This window comes from Micromonospora sp. AKA38 (assembly GCF_027925725.1).
Taxonomy (GTDB): domain Bacteria; phylum Actinomycetota; class Actinomycetes; order Mycobacteriales; family Micromonosporaceae; genus Micromonospora.
In genome coordinates this window covers 588,578-607,441 of sequence record NZ_BNEI01000007.1, presented here as the reverse complement: position 1 = coordinate 607,441, position 18,864 = coordinate 588,578, and the positions used below count along the sequence as shown (strand labels likewise).

The following is an 18,864-nucleotide window of genomic DNA, read 5'->3' as shown; positions in this document are numbered from 1 at the left end:
TACCCTGGGTCCTATGAGTACGAAGACTAGTGAGCTGCTGTCCCTCGCCGAGCCGGGCACGGTGGCCGTGGTGCGGGGCATCTCCGACGACCACCTCGACCGACCCACGCCGTGCCGTGACTACACGGTGCGTGACCTGCTCAACCACCTGTTCGACGTGGTGGTCAACTTCGAGGCGCTGGCCCGGCGCGAGGAGGTCGACTGGTCGGTCCGGACCGACCACCTGACCAGCGGCTGGCGGGACCGGTTCCCGAAGGAGGCGGCGCGGCTGGTCGAGACGTGGTCGGATCCGGCCGTGCTGGAGGGCGTCTCGGCGGGTATGGGCGTGCCCCAGAAGACGATCGGGTCGATGGCTCTGATCGATCTCACCGTGCACGGCTGGGACCTGGCCCGCGCCACCGACCAAGGGTTCACCGTGGACCCGTCGGTGGTCGCGGCCCTGCACGAGTTCCTGGACGAGCGGGGCGACATGGGTCAGCGGATGGGCGTGTTCGCCGCGCCGGTGCCGACCGACGCGGCCCCGGGCACGGTGGACGCACTGCTGGGCCGGACCGGGCGCGACCCGGCCTGGCCCCGCTGAACCGACCGGCCCGCGTCGGTCCCGGCCGGCGCGGGCCGCTCTTGACACTGCTATTCGCTCAGCGAATAGTAGGCCCGTGTCCACACAGCACGTTCTGCTCGGGCTGCTCGCCGCCGGGCCGCGCCACGGCTACGAGCTGAAGCGCGCCCACGACGAGCGGCTGCCCCGGGCCCGCCCGCTGGCCTTCGGCCAGGTCTACGCCACGCTGGCCCGGCTGCACCGGGACGGCCTGGTGACGCCGTCCGGCCAGGGCCGGGAGGGCGGCCCGGACCGCACCGCCTACGCGCTCACCGACGACGGACGGGCGACGCTCGACCGGTGGCTGGCCACCGTCGAGCCACCGATGCCGTACGTGGCCAGCACGCTCTTCGCCAAGGTGGTGGTCGCGTTGCTGGTGGCCGACGCCGACCAGGCCCGCGCCTACCTGATCGCCCAGCGCCGGGCGCACACCGCACGGCTGCGCGAGCTGACCGCCGTCAAGACCACCCCCGGTGCCCACCTCGACGAGGTGGTCGCCGCCGACTTCGCCATCGCTCACCTCGACGCGGACCTGCGGTGGCTGCACACCACCCTGGACCGGGTCGCCGACTGGCACCGGGAGGTGCACTCGTGACGTTCCTGGAAGCGCGCGGCGTGGTCCGGGCGTACGGCCCGACACCGGCGCTGCGCGGCGTGACGCTCGACGTGGCCGAGGGCGAGATCCTCGCGGTCACCGGCCCGAGCGGCTGCGGCAAGTCCACGCTGCTGCACTGCCTCGCCGGCATCCTGCGCCCCGACGCGGGCCAGGTGACCTGGCGGGGCGAGCGGATCGACACGTGGTCGGAGACGGCCCGCTCCCGGCTGCGCCGTACCGAGTTCGGGGTGCTGTTCCAGTTCGGTCAGCTCGTCGCCGAGCTGACCGCGGCGGAGAACGTCGCGCTTCCGCTGCTTCTCGCCGGCACGGGACGACGGGCGGCGCGAACGGCGGCGCTCACCTGGCTGGAACGGCTCGGCGTGGCCGAGGTCGCCGACGTCCGGCCCGGCGAGATGTCCGGCGGGCAGCAGCAGCGCTGCGCGCTCTCCCGGGCGCTGGTCACCGAGCCGCGGGTGCTCTTCGCCGACGAGCCCACCGGCGCGCTCGACACGCTCGCCGGCGAGCAGGTGCTCACCCAGTTGGTCCGGCTGGCCCGGGAGCAACGCACCACGGTCGTGCTGATCACGCACGAGCCGCGGATCGCCGGGTACGCCGACCGGGAGGTCAGCCTGCGCGACGGCATGGTCGACCACAGCGGGCTGGGTCTCGATCCGACGTTGCCGGGCGGCACGCGGTGAGGCCGGGCACGCTGCTGCGACTCGCGCTGGCCGGCACCCGCACCGACGGCGCGCGGGTGGCACTGACCGCGTTGAGCGCCGCGCTGGCGACGTTGGCCGGGCTGGCCGCGCTGACCGTGCTGACGGTGGCGAAACCGCCGGGTAACGAGTGGACGCAGTCCGAGCAGTACACCAACGGGCTGCTGCGCGAGCCCGGCCTGCGCCCCGGCGTCGCGTTCGCGTTGCTGCTGCTCTGCGTGCCGGTGCTCGGGCTGGCCGGGCAGTGCGCCCGCCTCGGTGCGCCGAGGCGCGACCGGCGGCTGGCCGCGCTGCGGCTGGCCGGGGCCACCCCGGGCCAGGTCACCGGGCTCGCGGTCGCCGAGACCGGGGTGGCGAGCCTGCTCGGCACCGGCACCGGCCTGGCCGTGTTCGAGGTCGGCCGCCGGCTGCTGCACCGGCCGGACGCCGACGGGCGGCTGCCGCTGCCCACCGACGTGCACCCGGGCCCGGTGGCCGTGGCCGCCGTGGTGCTCGGCCTGCCGCTGGTCGCCGCGTTGGTCAGCGCACTCCTGCTGCGTCGGGTCACCACCACCCCGTTCGGCGTGGTACGCCGGGTCCGCACGCGGGCGCCGTGGCCGTGGCCGGGCCTGCTCATCCTGGTCGCGTTGGCGTCGTTCGCCGCGATCCGGCCGATCGGGCTGTGGTACGAGCGGCGCGACCAGGCGCCGCCCGACTCGGTGGCGCCGCTGCTGCTGACGCTCGGCGGGCTGACCGCCATGATCGGCGTGGTGTCGGGCACCGGCTGGATCTCGTACACCACCGGCCGGCTGCTGCACCGCCACGGGCGCGGTCCGGCCACGCTGCTCGCCGCGCGCCGGCTCACCGCCGACCCCTGGGCCGGCAGCCGCACGTTCGCCGCGCTGCTGGCCGCGCTGATCTTCGGGGCCGGGGCCGCCGGGGTACGGGCCGACTTCCAGGCCGAGGTGGAACTGTTCCGTCGCACCGGCGGCGGCCTGTCCAACCCGGACTTCTATCTCGGCGCGATGGACCTGGTCGACCTGGCCGTCGCGGTGGCCATGGCGATCGCCGCGGGTGGGCTGCTGGTGGCCGTGGTCGAGGGCATCACCAGCCGACGGCGGGCGTACGCGGCCCAGGTGGCCACCGGCGTGCCCCGCGCCACCATCGGTCGATCGCTGCTCTGGGCGGCGCTCGCCCCGGCGGTGCCGGCGATCGGGCTCGCGCTGGCCGTCGGCTACCTGCTGGTCGCCGGCCTGATGCCGGCTCCCAGTGGCGGCGGCTTCGTGCAGCAAGTCTGCGCCGCCGGCACACCGGGGTGCGGCACGAACGGCGGCGAGCCGCGTACCGAATGGGTGCCGAAGGTGACGGTCACGCCGGACGTACCGTGGGAGCAGCTCGCCTGGTTCGCGGCGGGTGGGCTGGCGGCGGTGCTGGTCACGGTCGTGGCCGGCCTGCTCTTCCTGCGCGCTGCCACCTCGGTGGAGGAGCTGCGCACCACCTGAGTCAGCGGCCGAGCAGGCCGGCGGGGCCGGCGACGGCCAGGCCGATCGCGGTCGAGCAGCAGCAGACCACCAGCGCGGCGGCGACCACCGCGAGGATCAGCCAGGTCGGCCCGCGTCGCGCCGCCGGCTGCTCCTCGTCGCTCACCCGGGCAGTGTAGGCGGGAGGCAGGATGGTGCGATGAAGCTGATCTCGATCGACGACGTCCGGGCCGCCGCCGACGACGTGGCGGGCACCGCGCTGCGGACCCCGCTGCTGCCCGCCGCCTGGGACGACGGGCTGTGGCTCAAGCCGGAGAGTCTGCAACCGGTGGGATCGTTCAAGCTGCGCGGCGCCACCCACGCGGTGGCCCGGCTCGACCCGGCCGCCCGGTCCCGAGGGGTGGTCACCCACTCCTCGGGCAACCACGGGCAGGCGCTGGCGTACGCGGCCCGCACGTTCGGGGTGCCCTGCACGGTGGTGGTGCCGGACGGGGCGCCGGCGGTCAAGGTGGACCGGATGCGGGCGCTCGGGGCGGACGTACGGCTGGTGCCCCGGGCCCGCCGGGTCTCCGAGGCGGAGCGGATCGTGGCGGAGAACGGCGCGGCGTTGGTGCCGCCGTTCGACCACCCGGCGGTCATCGCCGGGCAGGGCACCATCGGGCTGGAGATCGTCGCCGACCTGCCGGACGTGGACGTGGTGCTGGTGCCGGTCGGCGGCGGTGGGCTCGGCTCGGGCGTGGCGACGGCCGTCAAGGCGCTGCGCCCGTCGACCGCCGTGATCGGCGTGGAGCCGGCGCTGGCCGCCGACGCGGTGGAGTCGCTCGCCGCCGGCGAGGTGGTGGTGTGGGATGTGGAACGCACGTACCGGACCTGCGCCGACGGGCTGCGCACCAACCTGTCCGCGCTGACGTTGGCGCACCTGCGGGAGCGGCTCGACGGCATCGTCACGGTGACCGAGGACGAGATCATGTCGGCCGCCGGCCGGCTGCTGCGGGACGCGCGGTTGGTCGCCGAGCCGAGCGGCGCGGTCGCCACGGCCGCCCGGCTGTTCCACCGCGACGAGCTGCCGGCCGGGCGGACGGTCGCGGTGGTCACCGGCGGGAACGCCGACCCGGCGGTGCTGTCCGCAGCGCTCGGGGCGTAAGGAGGGGCCCCTTGTTAACGCTGGGCGTTAACAAGGGGCCCCTCCTTACGCGAGGCCGAGGCGGTCCAGCGTCCACGCGTTGACGAACGCCTCCTCGCGCCAGGAGTCGTACCGGCCGCTGGGCCCGCCGTGGCCGGCGCCCATCTCGGTCTTGAGCAGGTAGTCGCCCTGCGGGGCGAGCGCGCGCAGCCGGGCGATCCACTTGGCCGGCTCGTGGTACAGCACCCGGGTGTCGTTGAGGCTGGTCACCGCCAGGATCGCCGGGTAGTCGGCCGAGGTCACGTTCTCGTACGGGGTGTACGACTTCATGTACGCGTAGACCTCGGGGTCGTCCAGCGGGTTGCCCCACTCCTCCCACTCGGTGACCGTCAGCGGCAGCGACGGGTCGAGGATCGAGGAGAGCGCGTCCACGAACGGCACCTGCGCGACGATCCCGGCGAACGCGTCGGGGGCCAGGTTGGCCACCGCGCCCATCAGCAGGCCGCCGGCCGAGGCGCCCCGGGCGACCAGCCGGTCGCTGGCCGTCCAGCCGGCCTTGACCAGGTGCCGGGCGCAGGCCACGAAGTCGGTGAACGTGTTCTTCTTGGCCAGCAGCTTGCCCTCGTCGTACCAGCGACGGCCCAGCTCGCCGCCGCCGCGGATGTGCGCGACCGCGAAGATGACGCCGCGGTCGAGCAGGCTCAGCCGGGGGATCGAGAACCACGGGTCCATGCTGGCCTCGTACGAGCCGTAGCCGTAGATGACCGCCGGCGCGGAACCGTCGCGCGGGGTGTCCCGGCGGCAGACCAGGGAGATCGGCACCCGGGTGCCGTCGTCGGCCAGCGCCCAGTCCCGGTGCTGCTCGTAGTCGGCCGGGTCGTACGCCCGCCCGTCCGGGCCGGGGCGTACCGGCTTGCGTCGCAGCAGCGTCAGCTCGCGGCCGGTCAGGTCGTAGTCGTAGATCGACTCGGGCGTGACCAGCGAGGCGTAGCGCAGTCGGATCGCGCCGGTGCGGTATTCCGGGTTCGCGTCCAGCCCGACGCTGTAGATCGGCTCGGGGAAGTCGATGTCCCAGCTGTCGTCGCTGCCGACCGGCACCACCCGCAGCCCGGTGAGCCCGTTGCTGCGCAGCGAGACCACGAGATGGTTCTCGAACGCGTCGACCGACTCCAGCCGGGTGCCCGGCGTGTGCGGGATCAACGGCGTCCAGTCGCCCGGCGCGTCGGCCGAGGTGTACGCCAGCGCGAAGTCCTCCGCGCCGTCGTTGTGCAGGATCAGGAAGCGGTGGCCGTGGTGCTCGACCGCGTACTCGACGCCCTGCCGCCGCGGGGCCACGATCGCCGGCTCGCCGGTGGGGTTGGCCGCCGGGATGACCCGGACCTCGCTGGTGATCTTGCTGTGGATGTCGATGACCACGAAGCGCTCGGAGCGGGTCAGTTCGACGCCCACCCAGAACCGCTCGTCGTCCTCCTGGTGGACCACCACGTCCTCGCCCGGGCCGGTGCCGACGGTGTGCCGCCACACCCGGTTCGGCCGCCACGCGTCGTCCACGGTGACGTAGAACAGCGTGGAGGCGTCACCGGACCACGCCGTGCCGTAGAACGTGTCGGGCACCTCGTCGGGCAGCAGCTCACCGGTGGACAGGTCCTTGATCCGCAGCGTGAACCGCTCGTCGCCGGAGAAGTCGGTGGAGTAGGCCAGCCAGCGACCGTCCGGGCTCACGTCGAACGCGCCGAGCGAGAAGAAGTCGTGCCCCTCGGCGAGCTGGTTGCCGTCGAGCAGCACCTCCTCGCCGTCGAGCGGGGCGCCGTCCGCGCTGACCGGGGGCGTGGTCTCACCGGGGCGGACGGCGCGCCGGCAGCGCACGCCGTACTGCTGCCCCTCGACCGTGCGGGTGTAGTACCAGTGGCCGTCCTTGCGGGTCGGCACCGACAGGTCGGTCTCCTGGGTGCGTCGGCGCGTCTCCTCGAACAGCTCGGCCCGCAGCCCGGCCAGGTGCGCGGTGCGCGCCTCGGTGTAGGCGTTCTCGGCCTCCAGGTAGGCGATCGTCTCCGGGTCGTCCTTGGCGGCGAGCCAGGCGTACTCGTCGACGACGGTGTCACCGTGGTGGGTCCGCTCGGCCGGAACGCGCTTCGCCGTGGGCTGTGGGGTCGTGGTCACGGCGTCACGTTACCGGTCGGCGGACCACCGCCGGGCTCCGCGCCGCGCGAAGCCCGCGACGCGCCGCCAGCATTTTCGAACATGTGTACGATTGCCGCCATGGCGGCTGCTGCGCGTTCCACCGACCGACCCGGAGCCCTTGAGATCACCCGGAAGCTGGCCGAGATCTGCGGCCGTCCGTTCGCCCGTTTCGCCGGCCCGGCCGACGAGGTGGCCGGCCGCACCGCCCGCTGGGTGGCCGTGCCGGGCGGCCCGCGTGCCGCTGCCGAGGTGCTCCGGCTGGCGGCGGCGCACGACCTGACCGTGGTGCCGCGCGGCGCCGGCACGAAGATCGACTGGGGTGCCGCCCCGGGCCGGGTCGACATCATGCTCGACACCGGCCGGCTGGCCGGCGTCTGGCACGAGCCGAGGGACGCCGCGGTGGCCGAGATCGGCGCCGGCACGCCGCTGCGGGCCGTCCAGGCCACGCTGGGCCGCACCGGCCGGCGGCTCCCGGTCGACGCGCCCTCGCCGGGGGCGACGCTGGGCGGGGTGCTGGCCGCCGACGAGGCCGGCCCGTTGCGCCACCGGCACGGCAGCCCGTGCGCGCAACTCGTCGGCGTGCGTTACCTCGACGCCGACGGCGAGCTGGTCAGCGTCGGCGAGTCCGGCACGGCACGCCTCGAACGCGCGGCCCCGACGGGCGGCTTCGACCTCGGTGGCCTCGTCGCCGTCGGCACGGCCGGTGGCGGCCTCGGTGCCGGCGGCCCGGTTGCCGGTGCTGGTGACCCGGTCCTCGGGCCCGGCGGCCTGCCGGGGCTGGACGTGGCCCGGCTGCTCTGCGGCTCGCAGGGCGGCCTCGGCGTGCTGGTCTCGGCCACCATGCGGGTGCACGCGGCGCCGGCCGGCCGGGTCTGGGTGTCCCGCCCGCTCTGGTCGCCGCTGGAGTTGCCCGACCTGGTCCGCGCGGTGCAGGCCGCCGGGGTCGATCCGGCCGCCGTCGAGCTGGACCTGCCGGTCCCGATCCCCCTGCCCCGCCGCCGGATCCCTGCCAGCCATCCCTCGGTGGTCGGCCGCCCCGACCATCCGGCGGTCACCGGGCGGCCCGCGGTGGGCAGCCTGGTGGTGCTGCTGGAGGGCGGCCCGTCCGACGTGGCGGGACGCGCCGAGCGACTGACCGCCGTGCTCGGCGGTGACGCCGTGGTCAACCACCACGCGCCCGAGTGGTGGGGCCGTTATCCGTTCGCCCCGGGCGACACCGCGCTGCGCATCGACCTGCCCGCCACCGACCTGCACGCCGCGGTCTACGCGCTGCGCGACGCGGCCGGCACCCCGATGCCGGTGCGCGGCTCCGCCGGGATCGGCTCCGCGTACGCCACCCTGCCCGGGTCGCTGGCACCCGAGCGGGTCGCCTCGATCCTCAGCGCGGTCCGCAGCGTGCTGATCGCCCGGCAGGGCCGGTGCGTGGTGGTGGCGGCGCCGGCCCCGGTGCGCCGCAGCGTCGACCTCTGGGGCGAGCTGCCCGCGCTGCCGCGACTGCGCAGCGCCAAGGCGCACCTGGATCCGCACCGTCGGCTGGCCCCCGGCCGCCTCCCCGGCGGCCTCTGACCCGAGCCCGGTGGACGATCAGGGGATGTCGTTGCGGAGCACCAGGACGGCGATGTCGTCGCGCGGAGGCTCGGCGGAGAACGCGATGGTGGCGGCGCGCAGGCGGGCGGCGACCACGTCGGCGGAGTAGCCGGCCAGCGGCGCCGCGGACTCACGCAGCCGCTCGGTGCCGAACAGCTCCCGGCCGCGCCGCCGCTCGGTCACCCCGTCGGTGTAGAAGATGAGCGCGTCGCCCGGCTTGAGCGCCAGCTCGGCCGTCGGGGTGGTGATGGCGTCGAGCAGGCCGAGCGCGGTGCCGCTGGCCCCGACGAACGTCGCGCCGCCACCGCCGTGCAGCAGCACCGGCCGGTCGTGGCCGGCCAGGTGCAGGGCGACGTCGAGCTGGTCGCCGTCGCCGGGCGTGACCGCCGCCAGCGCGAGCGTGCAGTAGCGCCCGCCGCCCCGCTCGACAAGCGTCTCGTTGAGTCGGCCGAGCACCTCCGGCAGCGGCTTGCCGTCGCCCACCAGCACCCGGATCACGTCGCGGACCAGGCCGGTCACGGCGGCGGCCTGCACGCCCTTGCCGGAGACGTCCCCGACCACCACCAGCCAGCGACCGTCCGGCAGCGGCACCACGTCGTAGAAGTCGCCGCCGACCTCGGCGTCGTCGCCGGTCGGGACGTACTCGGCGGCGAAGCCGATGCCCTCGACCACCGGCAGCACCGGCGGCAGCAGCGACTGCTGGAGCGTCTGCGCGACCCGGCGACGCTCGGCGTGGATGCGGGCGTTCTCGATGGCGAGCGCGGCCCGCCGGGCCACGTCCTCCAGCACCGAGACCTCGTCGGGGTCGTGCCGGTGCCGCTGGTGGCGGCCCACGGCGAGCGTGCCGAGCCGCTGCCCGCGGGCGATCAACGGGACGGCGAAGCCTTCCATCGGCCCGCCCAGCGGCACCTGCGTCTGGCTGCGGGACGCCTCGCGCAGCCGGGACTGGATCGAGTCCGGGCCGGTCTCGGCGAGGACCCGGTGCAGATGGGGCAGCATCGCCTCGTCGGCGTGGCTGGACGCGGCGAGGCGCAGCCGCCCCCACTCGTCGGCGGTGTGCACCGCGCACCACTGACCGAGCCGGGGCACCACGAGCTGCGGCACGAGCGCCATGGTCAGCTCGACGTCGAGCGACTGGGCGAGCAGCTCGCTCGCCTCGGCGAGGAAGGTCAGCCAGGCGGACCGGCGGACGTCGGCGCGACGCAGCCGGTCGTTCTCCAGGTGCAGCGACAGCCGCTCGGCGGCCAGCACCGCGAGCGGCCGGGCGTACGCCGAGGGCGCCGCGTCCAGCTCCAGCTCGCCGGCGTACGGGCGGTGCACGGCGAGCGGGACGCGCAGCAGCTCGTTGCCCTCCCGGGGGGCCCGGCCGTAGCGGGCGAACACCTGGGTGCCCTGCCCGTCCCCGCGGTCCAGTCGGACCGTGCCGCCGGCCGCGCCCACCATCTCGCCGACCCGGGTCAGCAGTCCGGCGGCGAACTCGGGCAGCGGATCGTCGGCGTACGCGTCGGGGGTGGTCTGCATCAGCTCGCTCATCGCCGCGGCGCTCGGCGTGCCCTGGTCCGGGCGTTCCGTGTCGGCCCGGGCCGGTGCGGCGGACAGCCGGGCGGGCCCGCCCCGACCGGGCCGGTCCAGGCGGAACCAGACGCCCTTGCCGGTCGGGAGGTACGTGGTGCCCCACCGGCTGGCGAAGTGGTCGACGAGCAGCAGGCCACGACCGCGCGCGGCCACCTCGGTGATGTCGGCGGTGGTGTTGCGCACGCCGACGACCAGTTCGTCGACCGGGCCGGAGGCGAAGTCGGTGACGGTGACCGTGAACCCGGCGGGGTCGGCCTCGACCTCGATGTCCAGTTCGGTGCGGGCGTGCTCGACCGCGTTGGTGGTCAGCTCGGTGGTGAGCAGCAGCGCCTCGTTGAGCAGTTCGGGCAGACCGGCTTCGAGGAGCATGGCCCGCACCAGCGCCCGGGCCGCCGCGGGGGTGCGCCGGTCGGCGGGGAGGCGGACGCGGCGGACGTGCTCGTCCGCGCCGCCGCTCAGGGCCGGCCCCGCCTCCGCTGACACCTCCGTATCCTCTACCGCCGCCGCCCCGGGTGCCAAGCGCCCCGGCCGAACCCGGAAACTCGGGCGGATACCGTCCGTGACGCGCCCCCGCCCGCCGTGACCTCGACGGATCGCGCGGCAGAATGATGGGATGGCCGCGTGTCGGCACGAGCCGGTGGGCCCCGAGCTGAGCGAGGAATGATGACCACGGCGAAACAGTCGGTGAGCGCGGATCCGTCCGCCGCCGACCACGAGGTGCTCCTCGGCGAGCTGGTCGAGGCGTTGCAGCGGGTGGCTCGTGGCGACCTCCGGGTCCGCCTGCCGCGGCGGGCGGGGCGCTCCGGCGAGGTGGCCGACGCGTTCAACGACGTGGTGTCGCTCCAGGAACGGCAGCAGCTGGACCTGCGCCGGATCAGCCGGATCGTCGGCCGGGACGGCCGGCTGACCGAGCGCCTCGACGACGAGGGCCTGGAGGGCTCCTGGGCGGAGGGGCAGCGGGCGGTCAACTCGCTGATCGACGACCTGGGCCGGCCGGCCACCGAGATCGCCCGGGTCATCGTGGCGGTGGCCGACGGCGACCTGTCCCAGCACATGGCGTTGGAGATCGACGGGCGCCCGCTGCGCGGTGAGTACCTGCGGATCGGCCGGACCGTGAACACCATGGTCGACCAGCTCTCGTCGTTCGCCGACGAGGTGACGCGGGTGGCCCGTGAGGTGGGCACCGAGGGCAAGCTCGGCGGCCAGGCCGACGTGCGCGGCGTCGCCGGCACCTGGAAGGACCTCACCGACTCGGTGAACACCATGGCGTCGAACCTGACCGGCCAGGTGCGGTCGATCTCCCAGGTGGCGACCGCGGTGGCGAAGGGCGACCTGTCGCAGAAGATCACCGTCGGCGCGCGCGGCGAGGTGGCCGAGCTGGCGGACACCATGAACTCGCTCACCGACACGCTGCGCCTCTTCGCCGAGCAGGTGACCCGGGTGGCGCGTGAGGTGGGCACCGAGGGCAAGCTGGGCGGGCAGGCGCAGGTGCCGGGCGTGGCCGGCACCTGGAAGGACCTGACCGACAACGTCAACTCGATGGCGTCGAACCTGACCTCCCAGGTCCGCAACATCGCCCAGGTCTCCACGGCGGTGGCGAAGGGCGACCTCAGTCAGAAGATCACGGTGGCGGCGCAGGGCGAGATCCTGGAGCTGAAGGACACCGTCAACACGATGGTGGACCAGCTCTCGTCGTTCGCCGACGAGGTGACCCGGGTGGCCCGCGAGGTCGGCATCGAGGGCAAGCTCGGCGGCCAGGCCCAGGTACGCGGTGTCTCCGGCACCTGGCGCGACCTCACCGAGAACGTCAACCAGCTCGCCGGCAACCTGACCAGCCAGGTCCGGAACATCTCCCAGGTGTCGACCGCCGTCGCGAAGGGCGACCTGGGTCAGAAGATCACGGTGGACGCGCAGGGCGAGATCCTGGAGCTGAAGAACACCGTGAACACGATGGTGGACCAGCTTTCGTCGTTCGCCGACGAGGTGACGCGGGTGGCGCGTGAGGTGGGCACCGAGGGCAAGCTGGGCGGGCAGGCGCAGGTGAAGGGCGTCTCCGGCACGTGGCGGGACCTGACCGACAACGTGAACTCGATGGCGTCGAACCTGACCTCCCAGGTCCGCAACATCGCGTCGGTCACCACGGCGGTGGCGAAGGGCGACCTGTCGCAGAAGATCACCGTGGACGCCCGGGGCGAGATCCTGGAGTTGAAGTCCACGGTGAACACGATGGTGGACCAGCTCTCGTCGTTCGCGGACGAGGTGACGCGGGTGGCCCGTGAGGTGGGCACCGAGGGCAAGCTCGGCGGTCAGGCCCAGGTACGCGGCGTGGCCGGCACCTGGCGGGACCTCACCGACAACGTGAACTCGATGGCGTCCAACCTGACCGCCCAGGTGCGGAACATCGCCCAGGTCTCCACCGCGGTCGCCAAGGGCGACCTGTCGCAGAAGATCACCGTGGACGCGCAGGGCGAGATCCTGGAGTTGAAGTCCACGGTGAACACGATGGTGGACCAGCTCTCGTCGTTCGCGGACGAGGTGACGCGGGTGGCCCGTGAGGTGGGCACCGAGGGCAAGCTCGGTGGTCAGGCGCAGGTGAAGGGCGTCTCCGGCACCTGGCGGGACCTGACCGACAACGTGAACTCGATGGGGTCGAACCTGACCAGTCAGGTCCGCAACATCGCGTCGGTGACCACGGCGGTGGCGCGGGGCGACCTGGGCCAGAAGATCACGGTGGACGCGCAGGGCGAGATCCTGGAGCTGAAGAACACCGTCAACACGATGGTGGACCAGCTCTCGTCGTTCGCCGACGAGGTGACCCGGGTGGCCCGTGAGGTCGGCACCGAGGGCAAGCTGGGCGGTCAGGCGCAGGTGAAGGGTGTCTCCGGGACCTGGCGCGACCTCACCGAGAACGTCAACCAGCTCGCCTCGACGCTGACCACGCAGTTGCGCGCCATCGCGCAGGTCTCCACGTCGGTGACCCGGGGCGACCTGACCCAGCGGATCAACGTGAAGGCGCAGGGCGAGGTCGCCGAGCTGAAGGACAACATCAACCAGATGATCGTCACCCTCCGGGAGACGACCAAGAAGAACGCCGAGCAGGGCTGGCTCGACTCCAACCTGGCCCGCATCGGTGGCCTGCTCCAGGGTCAGCGGGACCTGGGCGAGGTCTGCCGCATGATCATGATGGAGGTGACCCCGCTGGTCGACGCGCAGCTCGGCGCGTTCTTCCTGGCGGACAGCTCCGAGGGCAGCATGCGGCTGCGGCTCACCGCCTCGTACGGCTACGTGGCCCGGGGCCACGACGTCACGTTCGGCCCCGGCGAGGGGCTGGTCGGGCAGGCCGCGCTGTCCCGCCGGACGATCCGGGTCAAGGCGCAGCCGGGCGGCCGGCTGGTGGTCCGCTCCGGGCTGGCCGACACGCCCCCGGCCGACCTGGTGGTGCTGCCGGTGCTGTTCGAGGGCGAGCTGCTCGGCGTGATCGAGTTCGCCGGCGTGACCACCTTCTCCGAGCTGCACCTGTCGTTCCTGGAGCGGCTGGTGCTCACCATCGGCGTCGCGGTCAACACCATCCAGGCCAACCGGCGTACGGAGGAGCTGCTGGCGCAGTCGCAGCGGCTGGCGCACGAGATGCAGGACCAGTCGGCGGAGTTGCAGCGCACCAACGCCGAGCTGGAGGACAAGGCGAAGCTGCTGTCGGAGCAGAAGGCCAACATCGAGACGCAGAACCGGGAGATCGAGCTGGCCCGGCTCGGCCTGGAGGAGAAGGCGCAGCAGCTCACCCGCGCGTCGGCGTACAAGTCGGAGTTCCTGGCCAACATGAGCCACGAGCTGCGGACGCCGCTGAACTCGCTGCTGCTGCTGGCGCGGCTGCTGGCGGAGAACCCGGAGCGGAACCTCAGCGCGAAGCAGATCGAGTTCGCCCGGACCATCCACAGCGCCGGCTCGGACCTGCTCTCGCTGATCGACGACATCCTTGACCTCTCCAAGATCGAGGCGGGCCGGATGGACGTGGAGCCGGCCGAGGTCCACTTCTCCGAGATCCGTGGCTACGTCGAGCAGGCGTTCGCGCCGCAGGCCGAGGAGAAGGGGCTCGACTTCCAGGTGCGGGTCAGCCGGGAGCTGCCGCCGGCCCTGGTCACGGACGCCCAGCGGTTGCAGCAGATCCTGCGCAACCTGCTGTCGAACGCGGTGAAGTTCACCGACAACGGGGCGGTGACGCTGCGCATCGGGCCGGCCGCCGAGAACGCGGTCTTCGACGTGCCGGCGCTGACCAACGCCCAGCGGGTCATCGCGTTCACCGTGATCGACACCGGGATCGGCGTCTCGGACGACAAGCTCTCGCTGATCTTCGAGGCGTTCCAGCAGGCCGACGGCACCACCAGCCGGCGCTACGGCGGCACCGGGCTGGGCCTGTCGATCAGCCGGGACCTGGCCCGCCTGCTCGGTGGCACGATCACCGTGTCGTCCGCGCCCGGCCAGGGCTCGACGTTCACGCTCTTCGTACCGGACGTGCTGGCGCCGGACGCGGTGGTGGCGCCGGCGCCGCCGTCGCCGAGCCGCGCGGGCCTGTCGTCGTCGCTGCTCATGCCGATGGAGCTGCCGCAGCCGCAGGAGACGCCGGCGACCCGCCGGCTGGACGGCGTGACCGTCCTGATCATCGATGACGACGTCCGGAACGTGTTCGCGCTGACCTCCGCGTTGGAACTGCACGGGATGACCGTGTTGTACTCGGACAACGGGGTGGACGGGGTGCGCCAGCTCGCCGAGCATCCGGAGGTGGACATCGTGCTGATGGACGCGATGATGCCGGATCAGGACGGCTACGAGACGACCGCGCAGATCCGCCGCAACCACCGGTTCGCGGACCTGCCGGTCGTGTTCCTGACCGCGAAGGCGATGCCCGGCGACCGGGAGTCGGCGCTCGCGGCCGGCGGCAGCGACTACATCACCAAGCCGGTGGACCTGGACGAGCTGATCGGGCTGATGGCCTCCTGGATCGGCCGCAGCAGAGGCGAGGAGAACGCGTGACGCAGACGGCCAAGGCGCTGCTGGTGGACGACCGGCGGGAGAACCTGATGGCGTTGGAGGCCATCCTCCAGGGGCTCCCGGTGCAGTCGGTCGCGGTGGAGAGCGGAGAGGCCGCGCTCAAGCAGTTGCTGGTGGACGACTTCGCGGTGATCCTGCTCGACGCCCAGATGCCGGACATGGACGGCTTCGAGACCGCCACCCACATCAAGCGGCGGGAGCGCACCCGGCACGTACCGATCATCTTCCTCACCGCGGCGGACAAGGACGCCCAGCTCGCGTTGCGCGGCTACGCGGTCGGTGCGGTCGACTACCTGACCAAGCCGTTCGATCCGTGGGTGCTGCGGGCCAAGGTGACCGTCTTCGTCGAGCTGTGGGTGAAGACCCGGCAGCTCGCCGCCCAGTCGGACCTGGTGCGGGAGCGGGACCTCCAGTGGCGGCGTCTCGCCGAGGCGGTGGACGCCGCGACCGCGCTGTTGCGCGCCGACGACGACCCGGCGGCCCGGGAGCGGGCGGCGGATCTGCTGGAGCAGGCCCGCTGGGGCAACACCCGCTGAGTGGTCAGCCGCCGGCCGGGCCGCCGTGCCCGGTCGCGGCACGCCGGGCCCGCCACCGGTCGCCGAGCGACTCCACCTCTTCCTGTACGAAGAGGAAGAAGTCCCGCATCTCGGCGACCCGTTCCCCGGCCGGGGTGCTCCGCCCGCGCAACGCGTCGACGCCACCCCCGGCGATGTCGATGAAGTTCTTGTAGAGGTTGGTCTTGGTGATGGTCGCCTCGTACCAGGGGTTGTCGGGCATCCGGTAGCGGTCGCGCCGGGAGCCCTTGACCGGTTCGCGGACCAGCATGGCGAACTGGGTCAGGTAGCGGACCGCGCCGCTCACGGCCGCCGCGCTGACGCCCAGCCGGTCGGCGATCTCGGCCGCGGTCAGCGGGTCGTCGGCGCTCATCACGGTGAACAGGACCCGGGCGGCCATCCGGGGGAAGCCCACGTCGGCGAAGGCCATCGCCATCCGCTCGACGAAGAGGTGGACCTCTTCCTCGTCGTACGCGGGGGGCTGGCTCATGGTCTTCTCCTCGGCGGTCATCCCGGTGATCGTCTCTCACCTCTCACTGTCTTCACAAGTTTCTGAAACGAGCGTAGCTTCCGAAGTATGGAAAACACCATTGAGGTGTCCGGCCTGGTGAAGACGTTCGGCCGGACCCGGGCGCTCGACGGACTCGACCTGAGCGTCCGCACCGGTGAGGTGCACGGCTTCCTGGGCCCCAACGGCTCCGGCAAGTCGACCACCATCCGGGTGCTGCTCGGCCTGCTGCGGGCGGACGCGGGGGCTGTCCGACTGCTCGACGGCGACCCCTGGCGGGACGCGGTGGCCCTGCACCGCCGCCTCGCGTACGTGCCCGGCGACGTCACGCTCTGGCCCAACCTCAGCGGCGGTGAGGTGATCGACCTGCTCGGCCGGATGCGCGGCGGGCTCGACCCGAGGCGCCGCGCCGAGCTGCTGGAGTCGTTCGAGCTGGACCCGCGCAAGAAGGGCCGGACCTACTCCAAGGGCAACCGGCAGAAGGTCGGCCTGGTGGCCGCGCTCGCCTCCGACGTCGAGCTGCTCATCCTCGACGAGCCGACCTCCGGGCTCGACCCGCTGATGGAGGAGGTGTTCCAGCACTGGGTCCGCCGGGCCCGCCACGACGGCCGCACCGTGCTGCTCTCCAGCCACATCCTGGCCGAGGTGGAGGCGCTCTGCGACCGGGTCACCATCATCCGGGCCGGCCGCGCGGTGGAGTCCGGCACGCTCGGCGACCTGCGTCACCTGCACCGCACCGCGATCGACGCCGAGGTCACCGCCCCGCTCGACGGGCTGGCCGACCTGCCCGGCGTGCACGACCTGCGGGTGGACGGGCACCGGGTGCGCTTCGACGTGGACGCCGCCGCGCTGGACGCCGCGCTGCGCCGCCTCACCGAGCTGGGCGTCCGCAGCCTGGTCAGCACCCCGCCGACACTTGAGGAGCTGTTCCTGCGGCACTACGAGACCGCGCCCGAGAAGGTCGCCTCATGAGCGCGCTCACCGGGACCCGGCACCTGGCCCGGCTGATCCTGCGCCGGGACCGCGTCCTGCTGCCGCTCTGGGTGCTGGTCCTCGCCGTGCTGCCGATGTCGTACGCGACCAGCTTCTTCGAGCTGTTCCCCACCGCCGCCGAGCGGGCCGCGTACACCGAGGGGACCGCCCGCAACCCGTCCATCGTCGCGCTGCTCGGCCCGGTCTACGGCGACAGCGTCGGCGCGCTGACCGCCCAGCGCAGCGGGTTCCTGCTGGTGATCGTGGCGCTGGCCAGCCTGCTCACGGTGATCCGGCACACCCGCACCGAGGAGGAGGCCGGCCGGCGGGAGCTGCTCGGCGGCAGCGTGCTCGGCCGGTACGCCGGGCTGACCGCCGCGCTGCTCGTCACGTACGCCGCCGACCTGCTGCTCGGGCTGCTCACCGCCGCCGGGCTCGCCTCGACCGGGCTGCCGGCGGCCGGCTCCTGGGCGTACGGCCTGGCCGCGGCGTCGACCGGGATGGTCTTCGCCACGCTCGGCGGGCTGGCCGCGCAGCTCACCGAGACCGCTGGCGGGGCGCGGGGCATCGGCCTCGCCGGCCTCGGCGCCGCGTTCGGGCTGCGCCTGGTCGGGGACACCGCCGGTAACGACTGGCCGAGCTGGCTGTCGCCGCTGGGCTGGGCGGCCCGGGTGCGGGCGTACGAGGGGGACCGGTGGTGGGTGCTGCTGCTGCCGCTGGCCGCCACGGTGCTGCTGGCCGCGCTCGCGTACCCGGTCTCGGTCCGCCGCGACCTCGGCGCGGGCCTGCTGCCGCCCCGCCTCGGGCCGGCCACCGCCGACCGGGCGCTGTCCGGTCCGTTCGGCCTGGCCTGGCGGCTGCACCGGGGGCAGCTCCTCTGGTGGTCGGTCGGGTTCGGCCTGCTCGGGCTGATCCTGGGCGGCGCCGCCGAGGCGGCCGGCCGCTCGGTGGAGGGGAACCCGCGGCTGGAGGAGATCATGGCCCGGATCGGCGGGGCGTCCGGGCTGGCGGACGCCTACCTGGGCGCCACGCTCAGCCTGGCCGGGCTGGCCGCCGCCGGGTACGGCATCCAGGCGGCGCTGCGGATGCGCGCGGAGGAGTCCGCCGGGCGCGCCGAACCGGTGCTCGCCACCGGTACGCGCCGCTCGACGTGGCTGCTCTCGCACGTGGCGTTCGCGCTGCTCGGCCCGGTGGTGGTGCTCGCGGTGACCGGCCTGGCCACCGGCCTCACGTACGGCTTCAATGTGGGCGACGTGCCCCGGCAGGTGGGCCGGATGCTCGGCGCGGGGCTGGCCCAGGCACCGGCGGCCTGGGTGCTGGCCGGGCTGGCCGTGCTGCTGCACGGGCTGCTGCCCCGGTTCGCGTCGGCCGCGTGGGCGGTGCTGGCGCTCTGCGTGCTGCTCGGTCAGCTCGGCGCGGTGCTGAACCTGAACCAGTGGCTGCTGGACCTGTCCCCGTTCACGCACACCCCCCAGGTGCTGCGCGCCACCTGGACCCCCACCCCGCTGCTCCTGCTCACCACCCTGGCCGTAACCCTCACCCTGACCGGCCTGCAAACCTTCCGCCGCCGCGACCTCCCCATCACCTGAGTCGGGTCAGCGGATCATCAGGGCGCTGCGGAGGCCGGTGATGTCGAGGACGCGGAGCAGGAAGTCGCCGACGTTGCTCAGCACCAGCACGCACTGGGCGTGGCTGGCCTTGCGGCTGAGCACCACGAGCGTGCCGAGGCCCTGTGAGTCGCAGAAGGTGACGCCGCCCAGGTCGAGCACGATGCGCGGCGGCGGATCCGCCAGCACCTCGTTGACCACCGTGGAGAGCTGGGCGGCCGTGAGCATGTCGATCTCACCGGCCAGGCGAAGCACGGCTTCGTCACCCGTCCGGTGCACGGTGATGGACAGTTCGGCACGATCCACCCGGTCAGCCTATCGCGATCCCCACCAACGGGCCCG

Annotated in this window: 15 protein-coding genes; 10 read left to right on the top strand and 5 right to left on the bottom strand. The window is 73.6% G+C overall.

All coding sequences use genetic code 11. The features are described from left to right. Positions 1-13 precede the first annotated feature (13 nt). The 4 genes from TPA0908_RS30105 (at position 14) to TPA0908_RS30090 (ending at position 3,390) form a co-directional block, all read left to right on the top strand. Positions 14-580, top strand: coding sequence for a TIGR03086 family metal-binding protein (locus tag TPA0908_RS30105; protein WP_281943717.1), 567 nt, complete (start codon positions 14-16; stop codon positions 578-580). A 76-nt stretch (positions 581-656) separates the two neighbouring features. Next, positions 657-1,193, top strand: coding sequence for a PadR family transcriptional regulator (locus TPA0908_RS30100; RefSeq protein ID WP_281943715.1), 537 nt, complete (start codon positions 657-659; stop codon positions 1,191-1,193). After that, positions 1,190-1,891 carry an ABC transporter ATP-binding protein gene (locus tag TPA0908_RS30095; protein WP_281943713.1) on the top strand — a complete coding sequence of 234 codons (702 nt, stop codon included), beginning with the start codon at positions 1,190-1,192 and terminating at the stop codon, positions 1,889-1,891. The genes TPA0908_RS30100 and TPA0908_RS30095 overlap by 4 nt, the downstream gene beginning before the upstream one ends. After that, positions 1,888-3,390: an FtsX-like permease family protein gene (locus tag TPA0908_RS30090; protein ID WP_281943711.1), complete on the top strand. Its 1,503-nt coding sequence runs from the start codon at positions 1,888-1,890 to the stop codon at positions 3,388-3,390. The genes TPA0908_RS30095 and TPA0908_RS30090 overlap by 4 nt, the downstream gene beginning before the upstream one ends. 1 nt (position 3,391) lies before the next feature. Here the strand turns inward: TPA0908_RS30090 and TPA0908_RS30085 are convergent, their stop codons facing one another. Beyond that, complete coding sequence (locus tag TPA0908_RS30085; protein WP_281943709.1) at positions 3,392-3,535, bottom strand: hypothetical protein; 144 nt, start codon at positions 3,533-3,535, stop codon at positions 3,392-3,394. 33 nt (positions 3,536-3,568) lie between these two features. Between TPA0908_RS30085 and TPA0908_RS30080 the strand changes: the two genes are divergently transcribed. Further along, a complete protein-coding gene (locus tag TPA0908_RS30080; RefSeq protein ID WP_281943707.1) occupies positions 3,569-4,513 on the top strand; it encodes a threonine ammonia-lyase in 945 nt (314 codons plus the stop codon). 45 nt (positions 4,514-4,558) lie between these two features. On the opposite strand, the gene TPA0908_RS30075 is transcribed toward TPA0908_RS30080, so the two are convergent. After that, positions 4,559-6,652 (bottom strand): S9 family peptidase, encoded by a 2,094-nt coding sequence (locus TPA0908_RS30075; RefSeq protein WP_281943706.1) that lies wholly within the window; start codon positions 6,650-6,652, stop codon positions 4,559-4,561. A 99-nt stretch (positions 6,653-6,751) separates the two neighbouring features. Between TPA0908_RS30075 and TPA0908_RS30070 the strand changes: the two genes are divergently transcribed. Beyond that, positions 6,752-8,239, top strand: coding sequence for an FAD-binding oxidoreductase (locus TPA0908_RS30070; RefSeq protein WP_281943704.1), 1,488 nt, complete (start codon positions 6,752-6,754; stop codon positions 8,237-8,239). 18 nt (positions 8,240-8,257) lie between these two features. Here TPA0908_RS30070 and TPA0908_RS30065 read toward each other — a convergent pair whose 3' ends face one another. Further along, positions 8,258-10,318 (bottom strand): SpoIIE family protein phosphatase, encoded by a 2,061-nt coding sequence (locus tag TPA0908_RS30065; RefSeq protein WP_281943702.1) that lies wholly within the window; start codon positions 10,316-10,318, stop codon positions 8,258-8,260. A gap of 180 nt (positions 10,319-10,498) precedes the next feature. Here TPA0908_RS30065 and TPA0908_RS30060 point away from each other — a divergent pair, with 180 nt between their 5' ends. Together TPA0908_RS30060 and TPA0908_RS30055 are read left to right on the top strand one after the other, a co-directional pair. Continuing rightward, the gene (locus tag TPA0908_RS30060; protein WP_281943700.1) at positions 10,499-14,863 is read left to right on the top strand and encodes a HAMP domain-containing protein; all 4,365 of its coding nucleotides are present in this window, start codon (positions 10,499-10,501) and stop codon (positions 14,861-14,863) included. Continuing rightward, entirely contained in the window at positions 14,860-15,417 is a 558-nt protein-coding gene (locus TPA0908_RS30055; RefSeq protein WP_281943698.1) for a response regulator, read from the top strand. Before TPA0908_RS30060 ends, TPA0908_RS30055 begins: the two co-directional genes overlap by 4 nt. Before the next feature lie 4 nt (positions 15,418-15,421). Here the strand turns inward: TPA0908_RS30055 and TPA0908_RS30050 are convergent, their stop codons facing one another. Beyond that, complete coding sequence (locus tag TPA0908_RS30050; RefSeq protein WP_281943696.1) at positions 15,422-15,925, bottom strand: GbsR/MarR family transcriptional regulator; 504 nt, start codon at positions 15,923-15,925, stop codon at positions 15,422-15,424. An 87-nt stretch (positions 15,926-16,012) separates the two neighbouring features. On the opposite strand from TPA0908_RS30050, the gene TPA0908_RS30045 reads away from it, so the two are divergent. Both TPA0908_RS30045 and TPA0908_RS30040 read left to right on the top strand, forming a co-directional pair. Further along, positions 16,013-16,915, top strand: coding sequence for an ABC transporter ATP-binding protein (locus TPA0908_RS30045; protein ID WP_281943694.1), 903 nt, complete (start codon positions 16,013-16,015; stop codon positions 16,913-16,915). Beyond that, positions 16,912-18,504, top strand: a complete 1,593-nt coding sequence (locus tag TPA0908_RS30040) for an ABC transporter permease (protein WP_281943692.1) — start codon at positions 16,912-16,914, stop codon at positions 18,502-18,504. Before TPA0908_RS30045 ends, TPA0908_RS30040 begins: the two co-directional genes overlap by 4 nt. Before the next feature lie 6 nt (positions 18,505-18,510). Here TPA0908_RS30040 and TPA0908_RS30035 read toward each other — a convergent pair whose 3' ends face one another. Next, entirely contained in the window at positions 18,511-18,828 is a 318-nt protein-coding gene (locus tag TPA0908_RS30035; RefSeq protein WP_281943690.1) for an STAS domain-containing protein, read from the bottom strand. Between the last annotated feature and the right edge of the window lie 36 nt (positions 18,829-18,864).

Bases quoted from the DNA above. Each gene is read 5' to 3' on its own strand.
- TPA0908_RS30105 (WP_281943717.1), top strand. From the start codon at position 14: ATGAGTACGAAGACTAGTGAGCTGCTGTCCCTCGCCGAGCCGGGCACG.
- TPA0908_RS30080 (WP_281943707.1), top strand. From the start codon at position 3,569: ATGAAGCTGATCTCGATCGACGACGTCCGGGCCGCCGCCGACGACGTG.
- TPA0908_RS30070 (WP_281943704.1), top strand. From the start codon at position 6,752: ATGGCGGCTGCTGCGCGTTCCACCGACCGACCCGGAGCCCTTGAGATC.
- TPA0908_RS30060 (WP_281943700.1), top strand. From the start codon at position 10,499: ATGACCACGGCGAAACAGTCGGTGAGCGCGGATCCGTCCGCCGCCGAC.
- TPA0908_RS30050 (WP_281943696.1), bottom strand. From the start codon at position 15,925: ATGAGCCAGCCCCCCGCGTACGACGAGGAAGAGGTCCACCTCTTCGTC.
- TPA0908_RS30045 (WP_281943694.1), top strand. From the start codon at position 16,013: ATGGAAAACACCATTGAGGTGTCCGGCCTGGTGAAGACGTTCGGCCGG.
- TPA0908_RS30040 (WP_281943692.1), top strand. From the start codon at position 16,912: ATGAGCGCGCTCACCGGGACCCGGCACCTGGCCCGGCTGATCCTGCGC.